Below are 15437 nucleotides of genomic sequence, written 5' to 3'. Positions count from 1 at the left end.
AAATCAATGGGTCCTGAGCCTAAACTTGGGTAGGCATGCCCTGAGTTTCAAGAAGTCCGAGATATATTCAAATCGTGGTGTTGCCGCCCAAATTGATTGGCGCGGAGCGGATCTGATCACTCATGTGGAAGGGGGCAGGTGAAACGTCCCCTTGGCGGCAGGGGACGCGTGGCCAGATCCGGACGGCAGGATTGACCGGTTGGGGAATTCCCGCCACAGTCACAGAGACGTCAAACAACCAAGACGCCCCCAACCCCTTGGGGGCGTTTTTGTGTTTCCGGCTCTGGCAAATTCAACGTCATGAGCACAGCCCCCCATATCGCCATGATGGCCGCTCGGGACCTTCTGCCACTGACGGCGGCGGGGGAGGTGCCGGATTGGATCCATCTGACCCCGGCCGGGCGTATCGAGACCTTCGACGGGCGCGGTCCCTATGAGATCTCCGATCCTCAGGCCGTAATCGAAGCGAGTTTTGCCACGCACGGCGAGATCAAGATCGACGTCAACCACCTGCGACGCAATCCGTTTCACCTGCGCCGCCGAGGAATTGAGCCTACCCGACTGAGGTGCGCGCTGTGGATGGCTCGGCGGCGCGGTGCGGCTCCGCGAGTCCTTCCGCGCGCTCTGCAGCATGCGGATCAGAGGCTGCCGATGATCGCCCGGGCGGCTTCCGAGACCAGCGGCGCCGCATGCGCAACGAAATCTTCCGGCGTCCACTCGGACAAGGACCCGGCAACATGGATCGCGCCGAGGGGACGGCCGTCGCGGCGCGTAACCGCCACCCCGATCGCAACCTCTCCCAGCACGAATTCATCGAGGATCACGGCATAGCCATCGGTGCGGGCCTGGTTGACCAACGCCATGATCTTATCCGGGTCTGTCTCGGTTCGGGCCGTATATGCCTTGAGGGCGGTGCGCTCCACCACCTCGCGCGCCTCGGTGTCGGTCATGGCGGACAGGACCGCGCGCCCTCCGGCGGTGCAATAAACAGGAACACTATGGCCGACCAGGGTCGCGTAGAAGGTTTCCCGTTTGCTCTGCATGCGCAGCGCGTAGATCAGGCGCGTCTGATCAAATAGGCTGAAATCAACACGTTCCCGGACTGTTTTCCGGAGTTCAAGAAGGACAGGTGTCGCTTTCTGGATAACCGGATCGAGACGCAACACGTCCAGCGTGTGATCCAGCAACCTCACCCCCGGCAGATACCCGCGATCATCCCCGCTGCGGCGGATGTAGCCGAGAATCAGCAATGTGTGGATCAACCGCTGCGCCGCCGACCGGTCCACGCCCGCCCGACTGGCAACCTCGGACAGGCTCAGAGGGCCGTCGGCCTGATGAAAGGCACTGAGCACCTGCATCGCGCGACCGACCGCGCGGATGAAAAGCCGATCATCCTCTGCCTGAAGATTCACCTCTCCCGGCGGATCGGCACGAAGAATGCTGGTCATGAAGCGCTCCGGGTTGACGAATCGAAAACTGGGTCACTACGCTTGCATAACACTATAACTGTATCACTGTGCAATACACAAATCACCCCATACCTGTATCAGCCCCCCGTATCAGACCGGGATACCGCACTTGAGGAACCGCCGCTTTGAGAGTTGCATTTTCCGGTTTTCTTCACGAAACCAACACCTTCTCCCCTGCTCCGGCGGATATGGCGGCGTTTGTGGCTGGCGGAGGATACGTTCCGGTGACGCGAGGGAAGGCCATGGCTGCGGCCTTTGCCGATGTGAACCTTGGCCTCTCCGGCGCCTATCGCGCGGCAGCGACATTTGGCTGGGAGGTGGTGCCGATCATCTGGGCCGGTGCAATCCCGTCGGCACATGTGACCCGGGACGCGTTCGAGCAGATCGCCGGTGAGATTGTCGATGGGATCAGCGCCGCCGGGCCACTGGACGGTGTTTTCCTCGATCTGCACGGCGCGATGGTGGCCGAACATCTGGACGACGGCGAAGGCGAGATCGCACGCAGGGTCCGGGAGGTGGTCGGGCCGGACGTCCCCATCGCGGCCGCCCTCGATCTGCATGGCAATATTTCCGAGGACTTCGTGAATACGGTCGACGTGCTCGCGGGGTTTCGCACCTATCCGCATGTGGATATGGCGGCCACCGGGCTGCGGGCTGCGGGCCTCTTGGACGGGCTGATGCGAACGCGACGCCGCCCTGCCAAAGCCTTTCGGCGCATGTCCTACCTGGTGCCGATCTCCTTTCAGTCCACCGATATTGCCCCGGCCAATCGTCTTTATGACCAGCTCGCAGAGCTTGAGGCCGAAGGGGCCCTGTCGACGTCACTCTTCATGGGCTTTCCGGCGGCGGATATCCCCGACTGCGGCCCGACGGCCATCGCCTATGGCGACACGCAGGCAGCGGCAGACCGCGCCGCCGACCATATCGCAGCCGCCTACGAGGCTGCGTGCGACGATTTTGACGCGGTGACCTATACGCCCGACGCCTCGGTGACGGAGGCCGAGCGCCTCCTGGCCGGTCCCGGCTCGGGTCCGGTAATCATCGCCGATACGCAGGACAACCCCGGAGCGGGCGGCGTTTCCGCCACCACCGGATTGTTGCGGGCGCTGATTGCGGCCGACGTCGAGGGGGCGGCTATCGGTCTGATCGTTGACCCTGCGGCGGCAGCCCGCGCGCATGAGCTGGGTCAGGGCATCACCGCGCCCTTCCGCATTGGCGGACACCCCGGCCTGCCTGACGATGCGCCGGTCGAGACCGACGCCCTGATCGAGACGCTGTCGGATGGGCAGCTTCACGCGACCGGCCCATACTACGGCGGCACGCGGCTGGCTCTGGGGCCGTCTGCCTGCCTGAAGATTGGCGGCGTGCGCGTGGTGGTGACCAGCGCCATTGCACAGATGGCCGACCGCGAAATGTTCCGCTTTGTCGGGATCAGCCCCGAAGAGCAGCGGCTGCTCGTTGTGAAGAGTTCAACCCATTTCCGGGCCGATTTCTCCCCAATCGCGCGCGCGATCCTTGTGGCCTGCGCGCCGGGTCCGATGCCGTTCAACCCTGCGGACCTGCCGTTCACGCGTCTGCGCCAAGGGTTGCGGCTCTCTCCGAACGGGCCTGCCTTCGCTCCCCCCGCGCGCTGATACAGCGCGTCCTGACTGCGGCGCTGCCTCCGCCGTGGTCCAATAAAACCAAACTGACAACCAACATGGGAAAACGATATGCTGACTATAAGATCCGCACTGAACACCTCCCGCGGCCTCGCGGCGACCTTGCTGACTGGCACCGCGCTGCTGGCGCCTGCTGCCCTATCCGCGCAGGGCAGCGAAACGACCATCACGGCGGTGATGCATTCTGGCCTGCGTGTGCTGGACCCGGTCATCACCACCGCGCATATCACGCGCGATCATGGCTATATGATCTATGATGTCCTGACAGCCGTCGACGAGAATTTTGCCCCGCAGCCGCAAATGGCGAGCTGGGACATATCCGACGACGCCTTGGTCTACACCTTCACCCTGCGGGACGGGCTGGTGTTTCATGACGGCGCGCCGGTCACCGGTGCCGACGTGGTGGCATCGCTCAGCCGCTGGGGCAAAAAGGACTCCGGCGGCCAGCTGATTTTTGACATCACCGAGAGCCTGGAAGCGCCCGACGACAAGACGATCGTCTGGACCCTGAGCAAACCCTTCGCACCGTTGCTCGACGTAATCTCAAAACAATCCGCGGTTCCCCCCTTCATCATGCCGGCCCGGGTTGCGGCAACCTCCTCGGACGAAACGATCACGGAATACATCGGCTCCGGCCCCTTTGTGTTCAACGAAGAAGAGTATGAGCCCGGCGTCAACGTCACCTACGAGAAGTTCGACGACTACCTCCCGCGCGAGGAACCCGCCTCCTGGATGGCCGGCGGCAAAGTCGTGAATGTCGACAAGGTGGTCTGGACCACGATGCCCGACTCGCTCACCGCGCTGAATGCCCTGTCGGCTGGTGAAATCGACTATCTGGAACAGGTGCAGATCGACCTGATGCCGATCATCGCCAGCAACCCGGATGTCACCGTCGAAAAGCGCGACGAGCTGGGCTATGTCACCATCGGGCGCCCGAACCACCTGCACCCTCCGTTTGACAACAAGCTGGTACGTCAGGCCGCAATGGCGGCGCTGGATCAGGAATCCATGCTGGCAACGATGCAGGGCGACCCGGAATACTACAACGTCTGCGGTGCGATTTTCGGCTGCTCCACCCCGCTCGGCGACGAGGCGGGCTCTGAGATCCTGACCGGTGGCGCGAATATCGAGAAGGCCAAAGCGCTGCTGGAAGAAGCAGGCTACGACGGCACGCCAATCGTGCTGATGGCGCCGACAGATGTGGTCAGCCTGATCAACCAACCGGTGGTGGCGGCACAGGCCCTGCGCGAGGCCGGGTTTGAGGTCGATATGCAGTCCATGGACTGGCAGTCGGTCGTTCAGCGCCGCGCCCAGCAAAGCCCGGTGGCCGAGGGCGGCTGGAACATGTTCTTCACCAACTGGATGGTGCCCGAAGTATCTGACCCGCTGATCAACGTGATGGTCAACGGACGCGGCGACGATGCCTGGTTTGGCTGGCCCACCGACCCCGAGATCGAACAACTGCGCGCCGATTTCGTATCCGCAGCCGACGCAACGGCGCAAAAAGCGGTCGCGGTGAAGATCCAGGAACATGTGATGGACAACGTGAACTACATCATGATGGGCGAATACATCATTCCACAGGCCCGTCGCAACACGATCCAGAACATGATCCCCTCGCCGGTTCCGGTGTTCTGGAACGTCACCAAAGAGTCTGACTGAGATCACATCCTGACCTCACCCCGGAGGACGCGCCTGTCGCGTCCTCCCCCTGCCCTGCCCTGCCCCAAGCCCCCACAAGCCCCCAAGGAGCCTCCGGAGCATGTTCCTCTATATTCTGAAGCGCGTGCTGGCCACGATCCCGGTCATGGTCATCGTGGCGATATTCGTCTTCCTGCTGCTGCGCCTGACACCCGGCGACCCGGCGGCGATCCTGGCCGGGGATGCGGCAACGCCCGAGCAGCTTGAGCGGATCCGCGACCGGCTTGGGTTGAACGACCCGCTGCTGACCCAGTTCATGACCTGGATGGGGCAGCTGCTGCGCGGCGATCTCGGAACCTCCCTGCTGTCGAACACCTCCGTTGCGGGCATGCTGGCCGACCGGCTCGGTCCCACCATCAACATCGCCCTGATGACGATCACGATCTCGGTCCTGTTGGCCGTCCCGATGGGCGTCATCGCCGCCTGGCGCCACCGGACCTGGGTCGATTTTCTTGTGATGTCCTTTTCGGTCCTCGGCTTTTCCGTGCCGGTCTTTGTCATCGGCTACATCCTGATCCAGATCTTTGCCATCGAACTGCGCTGGGTCCCCGTGCAGGGCTACAAGGACCCCTCCGACGGATTCGGCGCCTTCTTCAGCCGGGCCATCCTGCCCTCGCTCACTCTGGCCACCATCTACATCGCGCTGATCGCCCGGATGACCCGCGCCTCCATGCTGGAGGTTCTGGGCGAGGATTACATCCGCACCGCCCGCGCCAAGGGCGTGCGCGAAAACGTGGTTCTGTTTCGCCATGCATTGCGCAACGCGGCGGTGCCGATCCTGACGATCATCGGCACCGGGTTTGCGCTGCTGATTTCGGGCGTCGTCGTCACCGAGAGCGTGTTCAACATCCCCGGCATCGGCCGCCTGACGGTCGACGCGATCCTCGCGCGGGACTACCCGGTGATCCAGGCAATGATCCTGTTGACGGCCGGCATCTACGTCTTCGTGAACCTGCTGGTCGACGTCTCCTACTCTTTCTTCGACCCAAGAATTCGGTACTGAAATGACAGAGATCCCCACAGCCCGCCACAGCGCCTTCCATGCGCTCACTCGCCTGTTCTCATTGCCGGCAGGATCGCGCATGGGCATCGGCCCGTTGATCGCGGCGACGATCCTGGCCATCATCGTTCTGGCCGCAGTCCTTGCACCGCTCTATGTGCCCTACGACCCGCTTTCGATGGACGCCAAGGCCCGTCTCAAACCGCCGTCCGAGACGCATTGGCTGGGCACGGATCCCTATGGGCGCGACACCTTCAGCCGGGTGATGACGGGCGGGCGGGTCTCTTTGCTGATCGGCGTCGGCGCAGCCGTGGTCAGCGTCGCCGTCGGGTTGATGATCGGTCTGGTCGCGGGGTTCTTCCGGGCCGCCGACGGCGTGATCATGCGGATCATGGATAGCCTGATGGCAATCCCCGCGATCCTGCTGGCGATCGCGCTGGTCGCGCTGAACGGCCCCAGCCTCACCTCTGTCATCATCGCGATCACAGTACCGGAGGTTCCCCGTGTCGTGCGTCTGGTACGCTCCGTGGTGCTGTCTGCGCGGGAAGAACCCTATGTGGAGGCGGCCATCGCCCTCGGCTCGTCGATGCCGAAGATCCTGATCCAGCACCTGATGCCCAACACCTTTGCGCCGCTGATCGTGCAGGGGACCTATATCTGCGCCTCCGCGATCCTGATCGAAGCCATCCTGAGCTTTCTTGGCGCTGGCGTCTCCACCGAAATCCCGACCTGGGGCAATATCATGGCCGAGGGGCGGACCTATTTCCAGATCAAGCCGGGACTGATCTTCTGGCCGGGGCTGATGCTCTCGCTCTGTATCCTTGCCATCAATCTGCTTGGCGACACGGCGCGCGATCTGCTCGACCCGCGCATGAAAAAACGGGAGGGCTGAGCACATGGAGCTCAAGTCCAGAGACTTCACCGAGGCCCAGAGTGTGCTGACGGTCCGCAACCTGAAAGTGGGGCTGAGCGGCCGCCCGGACGCCGCGCCGGTGCTCGACGGTATCGATCTCGATATCAGAGCCGGGGAAACCCATTGCCTTGTGGGCGAGTCGGGCTCCGGCAAATCCGTGACCTCCCTCGCGGCGATGGGGCTGCTTCCCAAGGGGGCGCTGGAAATCCAGAGCGGGCTGATTTCGCTCGACGATTTCGAAATCACCACGGCCAGCCCCGCACAGATGCGCGCGTTGCGCGCGCGCCGGATTGCGATGATCTTTCAGGAACCGATGACGGCGCTGAACCCGGTCCTGCGCGTCGGCGCACAGATCGAGGAGGTGCTGAACATGCACACCGATCTGTCCCGCGCCGAGGCCCGCTCCCGGACCATCGCCATGATGGAGCAGGTGCATCTGCCGGATGTGGAGCGGATCTATTCCGCCTTCCCGCACCAATTGTCAGGCGGCCAGCGCCAGCGGATCATGATCGCCATGGCGCTGATCCTTGACCCGGACCTGCTGATCGCCGACGAGCCGACAACGGCGCTGGATGTGACCACGCAATTGCAGATCCTGAAGCTGATCGCCGAGATGCAGGAGCGTCAGGGGACCGCCGTTCTGTTCATCACCCATGACATGGGCGTCGTGGCCGAAATCGCGGACACGGTCAGCGTCATGCAGAAAGGGCGCATTGTCGAACGCGCCCCGATCCGGGATTTGCTGACAAACCCGCAGGAAGAATACACCAGAAAGCTCCTGAAGGCCGTGCCCAATCTCGCCCCGCGCAGCGCCCGGGCGGCAGCCGCGCCGACCGCTCCGGTCATCGACGTCCGCGATCTGCACATGACCTATGGCGGCGGCGGCAGCTTTCGCAACTCCAAAGCCGTCCGGGCGGCGCAGGATGTGAATTTCACCATAGCGCCGGGCCGCACCTTGGGAATCGTCGGAGAATCCGGCTCCGGCAAGTCCACCGTTGCCCGCTGCATCATGCGCCTGATCGACCCGACCGAAGGCAGGGTGACCGTTGCCGGAACCGAAATCGCGCAGCTGAGCCGACGCCGGCTGCAACCTCATCGTAAACATTTCCAGATCGTGTTTCAGGACCCCTACCGCTCCCTCAATCAACGTTGGACCATCGCGCGCAGCCTCTGCGAGGGGCCTGTCAATTTCGGCACCCCAAAGGCAGAGGCGATGGAAAAAGCCGCCGAGCTGATGGAGCTGGTAGACCTGCCGCGGGACGCGCTGCAGCGCTATCCGCATCAGTTTTCCGGCGGCCAGCGTCAACGCATCGCCATCGCCCGCGCTGTGGCAATGAAACCCGACCTGCTGGTCGCCGATGAGGCGGTCTCTGCCCTGGATGTGAGCGTCCAGGCGCAGGTTCTGGATCTGCTGCATGACATTCAGCAGAAATTCGGGGTCGCCATGCTCTTCATAACCCATGATCTGCGCGTCGCGGCCCAGATCTGCGACGATGTTCTTGTCATGCAGAAGGGGCTGGTGGTCGAGCAAGGACCGGCCGGCGATGTGCTGTCCCGCCCCTCCCATGACTACACCCGTACCCTGATCGAGGCCGCCCCCGGTCGGCACTGGGATTTTGCCAACTTCCGCGCCCTCGCAACTCCCCCCACATTCACAGGAGCCACCCTATGAGCGTCATCCCCGCGATCGAGGCCTTCGCGGCCGAATTGACCGAAATCCGTCACGACCTGCACGCCCATCCCGAGTTGGGGTTCGAAGAGGTCCGCACCGCCGGTCTCGTGGCTGAACGGCTCCGGGCCTACGGCGTCGATGAGATCCACGAGGGCCTCGGCGGCACCGGTGTGGTCGGGCTCATCAAGGGCACCGGCGGCGGCAACCGCCGCATCGGGTTGCGCGCCGATATGGATGCGCTGCCGATTGAAGAGGCCTCCGGCGTGGCTTTCGCCTCCACCAATCCCGGACGGATGCACGCCTGTGGCCATGACGGGCACACCACCATGCTGCTGGGCGCTGCGCGCTACCTGGCGCAAACCCGTGATTTCGACGGCACGGTGGTCCTGATCTTCCAGCCCGCCGAAGAGGGGCTTGGCGGTGCCCGGCGCATGATCGCCGACGGGCTGTTTGACCAATTCCCCTGTGACGAAATCTACGGCATGCACAATGATCCGAATTCCGACCCCGGTGTGGTGTCCGTCACCCCCGGTCCGGCAATGGCGGGGGCGTCGTTTTTCGACATCACCGTCAAGGGCACCGGCAGCCACGCCGCGATGCCCCATCAGTCACGCGACCCCATCGTCATCGGCACCGCATTGGTGCAACAGCTGCAAAGCATCGTCAGCCGCAACACGCCGCCAACAAAGCCGATGGTGCTGTCGGTCACGAAATTCAACGCAGGCTCCGCCTATAATGTGGTGCCGGACACGGCGACCATCTCGGGCACCATCCGGTATTTCCATGATGAGGTCTCCGAGATGGCCGATCAGCGTATGCGCGACCTCTGCGCCGGAATGGCGCAGGCCTATGGGGTCGAGATTTCCGTCGACCTGCGCAATGTGTTTGATGTGCTGATGAACGATCCCGACCTGAGCGCGGCCTATGCCGCCGCCGCCGCCGATATCGTCGGCACCGACATGGCGGCGCTGTCCACCGCGCAGGCCACAGGTTCCGAAGATTTCGCCGATATGCTCAAGGTGGTGCCCGGTGCCTATTGCCGTGTGGGCCATGCCGGGAACGTGCCGCTGCACAACCCCGCCTTCGTGCTGGACGACGCAATCCTGCCGGTCGGTGCCTCGATCTATGCCCGCATCGTCGAGACCCGCCTGCCCAGGGGCGCCGCCTGATCCTGTCGCCCCTTTCGCCCTTTCGCCCTGCCGATCCACCCGTTTCCACCCGTTTTCCCGCGCGCGCCGCCCGGCGACCGGGACAGGAGCCAGCCCATGACCAACCCGCTCGACCTGCCATTTGACGTTGACGAGATGCTTGACGGGCTGCGGCCCTGGATCGAAACCGAAAGCCCCACCTTCGACGCCGCCGCGGTCAACCGCATGATGGATGTCGTCCAGCACGATCTGGCCGCCCTCGGCGCCCGGGTCGAGCGCATCCCCGGCAGGATGGGCCTGGGCGACAGCGTCCGCGCCACGATGCCACATCCGAAGGCCGGTGAGGGCGGCATTCTGCTGCTTGGGCACATGGATACCGTCCATCCGGTCGGCACCCTCGCGAAACTGCCGTTCCGGCGCGACGGCGGCATCTGCTATGGTCCGGGTCTGCAGGACATGAAGGGGGGCAACTACGTCTTCCTCGACGCCCTGCGCAAATTGCTGGCTGCAGGCATCGAGACGCCATTGCCGGTGACCGTCCTGTTCACCCCCGACGAAGAGATCGGAACCCCCTCGACCCGCACCCTGATCGAAGAGGAAGCCAAGCGGCACAAGTATATCCTCGTGCCCGAGCCCGCCCGCCCGGATGGTGGCGCAGTGATCGGGCGCTATGCGATCGCCCGTTTCAACCTCGAAACCCGGGGCAAACCAAGCCACGCGGGCTGGGCGCTCAAGGACGGGCGCTCCGCCATTGCCGAAATGGCGAAATCGGTTGAAACCATCGAGGGTCTGACAACGGACGACTGCACCTTTTCGGTCGGCGTTTTCAACGGCGGACAATGGGTCAACTGCGTCTCCTCGGTCTGCACCGCAGAGGTGCTGTCGATGGCGAAAACACAGGAGTTGCTGGACGAGGGCGTCGCGGAAATGCTCGCTCTCAACTCGGACAAGGGCGATGTGGTGATGGAGGTGCGCCGCGGCGTGACCCGCCCGGTCTGGGACCCCGGTCAACCCGGCACCATGGCCATGCTGGACCTGGCGCAGCAGATCAGCAGGGAGATCGGTTTCGAGATGACTGGCGCCTCCGCTGGTGGCGGCTCAGACGGGAATTTTACCGGTTTTCTCGGCCTGCCGACGCTCGACTCCATCGGCGTGCGCGGCAAGGGGCTCCACACGCTTGGGGAACACATAGAAATCGACAGCCTCGTCGAACGGGCCAGACTTGCCGCCGGCCTCTACTGTCGCCTGGGGGCCTGAAATGTCGGACGCATTGTCGCGAAACATGGAAATCCGCAAACATGTGGTGAAAACCGACCGGGGTGTCGTCGCCGCACAGCACCGTCAGGCCGCCGAAGCCGGCGCGGAGGTGCTGAGAGCGGGAGGTGACGCGGTTGATGCGGCTGTTGCCTGCGGTTTTGTCTGCGCGGTGCTGGAACCCTGGATGTCCGGCCCGGCCGGCGGCGGTGCGGCCCTGCACTGGCGCGCCGATACAGGCGAGGCACATGCGCTGAATTTCGGGATGCGCTCCCCGGCCGGTTTGCGGACCGAGGACTTCCCGCTCGCCGCAGAGGGCATCGCCGGAGATCTCTTTCCGTGGCGCCGGGTCGTGGGGGATACAAACGTACAAGGCGCAAGAGCGATTGCGGTCCCGGCCATGGTCGACGGGCTGGAAGCACCTCACAAACGCTGGGGGCGCCTGCCCTGGGCAGAGGTCCTGGCCCCCGCCATTGATCATGCGAAACGCGGCATGGCGATCGACTGGTACGCCGCCCTCATCATCGCCAGCGCCACCCGCGAACTCGCGGCCGACCCGGATGCCGCAGCACTGTTCCTGACGGAAGGCCAATGGCCACGTCCGTTTTCATGGACCACCCTGAGCGAGGACAGGCTTGACCAGTCCCGCATGGCCGACAGCCTCGATATCATCGCGCGCGAAGGGGCAGAGGCATTGCATGGCGGTGATCTGGGCGCGGCCATGGCCAGAGATATCCGCGACAAAGGCGGCTACCTGACCTCTGATGATCTGGCCGCCAACCGGGCGCGGTTTCAACCGCCTCTGACCGTTCCATATCGCGACGCGGTGTTTCACGTCGCGCCTGAACTGACGGCGGGACCGACCTTCGCCCACGCGATGCGGCTCTTGGCAACAGAGGACCTGCCGACGACAGATGCGCTCTATCCGGCCTTTGCCCGCGCCATGTCCACGGCCTACCGCGACCGGCTTGCGACCATGGGCCATGATGGCGAGTCTCCCGAAGCGCCCGGCTGCACCACGCATTTCTCAGTGGTCGACCGGGACGGCAACATGGTTGCGCATACCCAGACGCTGCTGTCGATTTTCGGCGCCCGGGTGGTGTCTCCGTCCACCGGCTTTCTGATGAACAACGGGATCATGTGGTTTGATCCGGAACCGGGGCGAGCCAATTCCCTTGCCCCAGGAAAGCCCTGCCTGATGAATGTCTGTCCGGTGCTGGGCCAGACAGGAGGCAGCCGGTTCGCGCTTGGGGCCTCGGGCGGGCGCAAGATCGTCGGCGCCGTGGCCCAGATCGCGTCCTGTCTCACAGATTTCGGCATGGACATTGAACAGGCCTTTGACCAGCCCCGGATCGATATATCCGGCGGCAGCGGCATCGTGGCCGATGACCGGCTGGACCCGGCCGTCCTCGCAGCGCTCAGTGCAATCAACCCGGTGACCGTGACCCATCGGTCCCTGTTGCCCTATCCCTTTGCCTGCCCCGCCGCCGTGCTCGAAACTGTGCCAAACACTGGGCCAAACACTGGGCCAGACACGGGGCCAAACACTGGGCTCGAAACGGGGCCAGACACTGGGCCCAACTCGGGCGCCCAGCGCTTTGGCGCCTGCGAGGTGATGACCGCCTGGGGCGACGCGGTTGCAGAACCCCTGTGACATGCAAACATCACAACGCCAGCCTGTGTCCGGTCCCCTCATGCCCCGCTCTGCTCCCTCCTGCCCCGGCAGGGCGCGGGCGGCGATAGATTACCTTGCAAAGTTTCTTGCCGCAGCGCACCGTCGACATTCAGGAGTCGGAAATTGAATACAGAAATAGCGATCGACGCACGCAACGTCGGAAAAATATACGGCAAGGGGTCGGGCGCGGTGTCGGCCCTCGGGGATGTCTCGCTCTCTATCGAGAAGGGCGAGTTTTTCACCCTTCTGGGGCCTTCCGGCTGTGGCAAGACCACGCTGCTGCGCTGCATTGCGGGCTTTGAAACCCCGACATCGGGCGTGATCTCTCTTTCGGGGCAGGACATCACCTACACGCCCCCGAATGAGAGGCCAATCAACACGGTCTTTCAGTCCTATGCGCTGTTTCCACATCTGACAGTCGCGCAGAATGTCGGATTTGGTCTGAAAATGCAGGGCAAACCCGCCGCCGAGGTCGCCAGCGCGGTGGAGCGCGTATTGGCGCTGGTCAAGCTTGAGGATTTCGCAACCCGCCTGCCCCAGCAACTGTCCGGCGGTCAGCAACAGCGTGTGGCGCTCGCGCGGGCCCTGGCCCCGGAACCGCAGGTGTTGCTTCTGGACGAGCCCCTGTCCGCGCTGGACCTCAAGCTGCGCAAGGAGATGCAGAGCGAACTGAAGCGCCTGCAATCGGAGACCGGGATTACCTTCATCTTCGTCACCCATGATCAGGAAGAGGCGCTGACCATGTCCAACCGCATCGCGGTCATGTCGGCGGGCGCGCTGTTGCAGGTGGGATCGCCTCACGAGATTTATGATCGCCCCGTAAACCGCTTTGTGGCGGATTTTATCGGAGAGACCAACTTTTTGTCGGGCACCGTTGATCAAGGTCTGGTGCGCATCGGCACCGGCGATGCGCTGGCGGTGAGTCTGAAGGACGAAACCGGGGCGGTGACACTGGCGATCCGACCCGAGCATGTCAGCCTGCGCCCCAACGGCGCCGGGATCGGCGCCAGGATCGTGGAGACAACCTATCTGGGCACCGATACACATTACACGCTTGCGCTCATCGATGACAGCGAGCTGGTCGCCCGCGTTCAGTCCAACTCTGCTGATCGCTATACCGTAGGTGACACAGTGGTCGTGGAGATCGACACCCAGGCGGTGCAGGTGTTGAAATCATGAGAAAACCCCATGAGTCAAACCCATGAGAAAAACCGATGAGTAGTACACGGGGACCTCGCAGCAAGGGGCTGGATGGATGGCTCCTCTCCACCCCGGCGCTGCTTCTGTTGGCGGTGGCCGCCAGCGGGCCGCTGATTATCGTGGCGATCTATTCCCTCCTGGAAAAGGGCGATTATTCCGGTGTGCGCTGGGTCCTCTCCGGCGAAGGCTGGTTTCGCGTCCTGTTCGAGAAAGACATCTTTGACCAGACAATCAGCCTGGCCGACGCGAACCTGACGATCTTTTGGCGGTCCGTGAAACTGTCGATCATGACCACGGCGATCACATTTGCCTTCGGCTTGCCCACCGCCTGGTTCATCGCGACGCGGCCGGCCAGATCGCGGGCATTCTGGCTGTTCCTGATCACCATCCCGTTCTGGACGAACCTCCTGATCCGCACCTTCGCGATCATGGAAGTGATCCGCAACCAGGGCATCCTCAACACCTTCCTGATGCATGCCGGGCTGATATCAGAACCGATACAGATCCTGTACACCGACACGGCGGTGTTGATCGGGATGACCTATGTCTACCTGCCGCTGATGGTGCTGCCGCTCTATGCCGCTGTCGACAGGTTCGATTTCCGGCTGATCGAGGCGGGATATGATCTCTATGCCTCGCGCTGGCAGGTGTTGCGGGGGGTCATCCTCCCCATCATCAAACCGGGGATCATCGCAGGCAGCATTCTGGTCTTCATTCCCAGCCTCGGAGCCTATGTCACCCCACGGGTTCTGGGCGGCGGCAAGAACATGATGATCGGCAATTTCATCGAACTGCAGTTCGGTCAGGGGCAGAACTGGCCTCTCGGGGCCGCGCTTTCCACCTTGTTGCTCGCCATCGTTCTGGTGTCGCTGGTGATCTACACCAAAGTGTCGTCCCGGGAGGACCCCAATGGCTAAGCCTCGCGCCTTTGATGTGACGACCCTACCCGGCTTTACGCTGATCGCCGTCCTTGCCTTCATTCTGCTCTATGCCCCGATTGTGACGCTGGTCGTCTATTCCTTCAATGGCGGGAATTCCGTGAACCAATGGGGTGGGTTTTCGCTGGACTGGTACGCGGTCGCCGCCCAGAATGAGGCCGTCCAGGCGGCCACGGCGCGGTCCTTGATCATTGCGCTCTGGGCCTCCGTCATCTCGACAACACTGGCCACGATGGCGGCGCTCGGCACCACCAGACGGGGAAAATTCCGCGGCCAGACGGTGATCTACATCATCATCAACCAGCCCCTGATGGTGCCCGAGATTGTCACCGCCGTGGCGCTGCTGATCTTCTTTTCCTCGGTCAAGATCGCCACCGGATATACCGGTCTGGGCTATCTGATCCTCGCCCATTCGGCGTTTTGCATTCCGTTTGCCTATCTGCCGATCAAGGCTCGGCTGGAGGGCATGGACACCAGCATGGAGACCGCCGCCGCCGATCTCTATGCTTCCGCCTGGCAGAGTTTTCGCTATGTGACCCTGCCGCTTCTGTTTCCGGGGGTGATCGCCGGCGCGATGCTGGCCTTCATCATCTCGCTCGATAACGTCATCATCACCGAGTTTGTAAAATCTGCCGGACAGGATACGCTGCCAACCTACATGCTTGGCCAGTTGCGCAGGGCATTGACGCCCGAGGTCAATGCCATTTCGACCGCCCTGCTGGTGGTGACGGTGCTGATCCTCACCCTGTTCGTATTTGTAACCAAAAAGCGGGACTAACCCGATTTCATCAACAGTGGAGACCCAC

At 63.2% G+C, this 15437-nt stretch carries 12 protein-coding genes; 11 read left to right on the top strand and 1 reads right to left on the bottom strand.

Annotation, left to right across the window (positions count from 1 at the left end):
- Positions 1–638 precede the first annotated feature (638 nt).
- On the bottom strand, positions 639–1448 hold the full coding sequence (locus tag FGE21_RS18260) for an IclR family transcriptional regulator (protein WP_139664852.1): 810 nt from the start codon (positions 1446–1448) through the stop codon (positions 639–641).
- Positions 1449–1594: 146 nt separating this feature from the next.
- Here FGE21_RS18260 and FGE21_RS18255 point away from each other — a divergent pair, with 146 nt between their 5' ends.
- The 11 genes from FGE21_RS18255 (at position 1595) to FGE21_RS18205 (ending at position 15409) form a co-directional block, all read left to right on the top strand.
- Complete coding sequence (locus FGE21_RS18255) at positions 1595–3103, top strand: M81 family metallopeptidase (RefSeq protein ID WP_139664851.1); 1509 nt, start codon at positions 1595–1597, stop codon at positions 3101–3103.
- A 78-nt stretch (positions 3104–3181) separates the two neighbouring features.
- Positions 3182–4792 (top strand): ABC transporter substrate-binding protein, encoded by a 1611-nt coding sequence (locus FGE21_RS18250; protein ID WP_139664850.1) that lies wholly within the window; start codon positions 3182–3184, stop codon positions 4790–4792.
- Positions 4793–4892: 100 nt separating this feature from the next.
- Positions 4893–5834, top strand: a complete 942-nt coding sequence (locus FGE21_RS18245; RefSeq protein ID WP_139664849.1) for an ABC transporter permease — start codon at positions 4893–4895, stop codon at positions 5832–5834.
- A 1-nt stretch (position 5835) separates the two neighbouring features.
- Complete coding sequence (locus FGE21_RS18240; RefSeq protein ID WP_139664848.1) at positions 5836–6723, top strand: ABC transporter permease; 888 nt, start codon at positions 5836–5838, stop codon at positions 6721–6723.
- Positions 6724–6727: 4 nt separating this feature from the next.
- Positions 6728–8416 carry an ABC transporter ATP-binding protein gene (locus tag FGE21_RS18235; RefSeq protein ID WP_139664847.1) on the top strand — a complete coding sequence of 563 codons (1689 nt, stop codon included), beginning with the start codon at positions 6728–6730 and terminating at the stop codon, positions 8414–8416.
- Positions 8413–9585 (top strand): M20 aminoacylase family protein, encoded by a 1173-nt coding sequence (locus FGE21_RS18230; RefSeq protein ID WP_139664846.1) that lies wholly within the window; start codon positions 8413–8415, stop codon positions 9583–9585. Before FGE21_RS18235 ends, FGE21_RS18230 begins: the two co-directional genes overlap by 4 nt.
- A gap of 96 nt (positions 9586–9681) precedes the next feature.
- On the top strand, positions 9682–10821 hold the full coding sequence (locus FGE21_RS18225) for a M20/M25/M40 family metallo-hydrolase (RefSeq protein ID WP_139664845.1): 1140 nt from the start codon (positions 9682–9684) through the stop codon (positions 10819–10821).
- 1 nt (position 10822) lies between these two features.
- Positions 10823–12472, top strand: coding sequence for a gamma-glutamyltransferase (locus tag FGE21_RS18220; RefSeq protein WP_139664844.1), 1650 nt, complete (start codon positions 10823–10825; stop codon positions 12470–12472).
- Positions 12473–12616: 144 nt separating this feature from the next.
- Entirely contained in the window at positions 12617–13672 is a 1056-nt protein-coding gene (locus tag FGE21_RS18215) for an ABC transporter ATP-binding protein (protein WP_139664843.1), read from the top strand.
- A 35-nt stretch (positions 13673–13707) separates the two neighbouring features.
- A complete protein-coding gene (locus tag FGE21_RS18210) occupies positions 13708–14610 on the top strand; it encodes an ABC transporter permease (protein ID WP_139664842.1) in 903 nt (300 codons plus the stop codon).
- The gene (locus tag FGE21_RS18205) at positions 14603–15409 is read left to right on the top strand and encodes an ABC transporter permease (RefSeq protein ID WP_139664841.1); all 807 of its coding nucleotides are present in this window, start codon (positions 14603–14605) and stop codon (positions 15407–15409) included. Before FGE21_RS18210 ends, FGE21_RS18205 begins: the two co-directional genes overlap by 8 nt.
- Positions 15410–15437 lie beyond the last annotated feature (28 nt).

Origin of the sequence: Phaeobacter sp. B1627, from assembly GCF_006265095.1 — a bacterium.
In the GTDB taxonomy this organism is placed as follows: domain Bacteria; phylum Pseudomonadota; class Alphaproteobacteria; order Rhodobacterales; family Rhodobacteraceae; genus Epibacterium.
This window is presented reverse-complemented; position numbering and strand designations above follow the sequence as displayed.

What these genes read in the sequence shown, in the direction of transcription:
- FGE21_RS18260 (WP_139664852.1), bottom strand. Translation starts at nt 1,448, where the DNA reads ATGACCAGCATTCTTCGTGCCGATCCGCCGGGAGAGGTGAATCTTCAG.
- FGE21_RS18250 (WP_139664850.1), top strand. Translation starts at nt 3,182, where the DNA reads ATGCTGACTATAAGATCCGCACTGAACACCTCCCGCGGCCTCGCGGCG.
- FGE21_RS18245 (WP_139664849.1), top strand. Translation starts at nt 4,893, where the DNA reads ATGTTCCTCTATATTCTGAAGCGCGTGCTGGCCACGATCCCGGTCATG.
- FGE21_RS18240 (WP_139664848.1), top strand. Translation starts at nt 5,836, where the DNA reads ATGACAGAGATCCCCACAGCCCGCCACAGCGCCTTCCATGCGCTCACT.
- FGE21_RS18235 (WP_139664847.1), top strand. Translation starts at nt 6,728, where the DNA reads ATGGAGCTCAAGTCCAGAGACTTCACCGAGGCCCAGAGTGTGCTGACG.
- FGE21_RS18230 (WP_139664846.1), top strand. Translation starts at nt 8,413, where the DNA reads ATGAGCGTCATCCCCGCGATCGAGGCCTTCGCGGCCGAATTGACCGAA.
- FGE21_RS18225 (WP_139664845.1), top strand. Translation starts at nt 9,682, where the DNA reads ATGACCAACCCGCTCGACCTGCCATTTGACGTTGACGAGATGCTTGAC.
- FGE21_RS18220 (WP_139664844.1), top strand. Translation starts at nt 10,823, where the DNA reads ATGTCGGACGCATTGTCGCGAAACATGGAAATCCGCAAACATGTGGTG.
- FGE21_RS18210 (WP_139664842.1), top strand. Translation starts at nt 13,708, where the DNA reads ATGAGTAGTACACGGGGACCTCGCAGCAAGGGGCTGGATGGATGGCTC.
- FGE21_RS18205 (WP_139664841.1), top strand. Translation starts at nt 14,603, where the DNA reads ATGGCTAAGCCTCGCGCCTTTGATGTGACGACCCTACCCGGCTTTACG.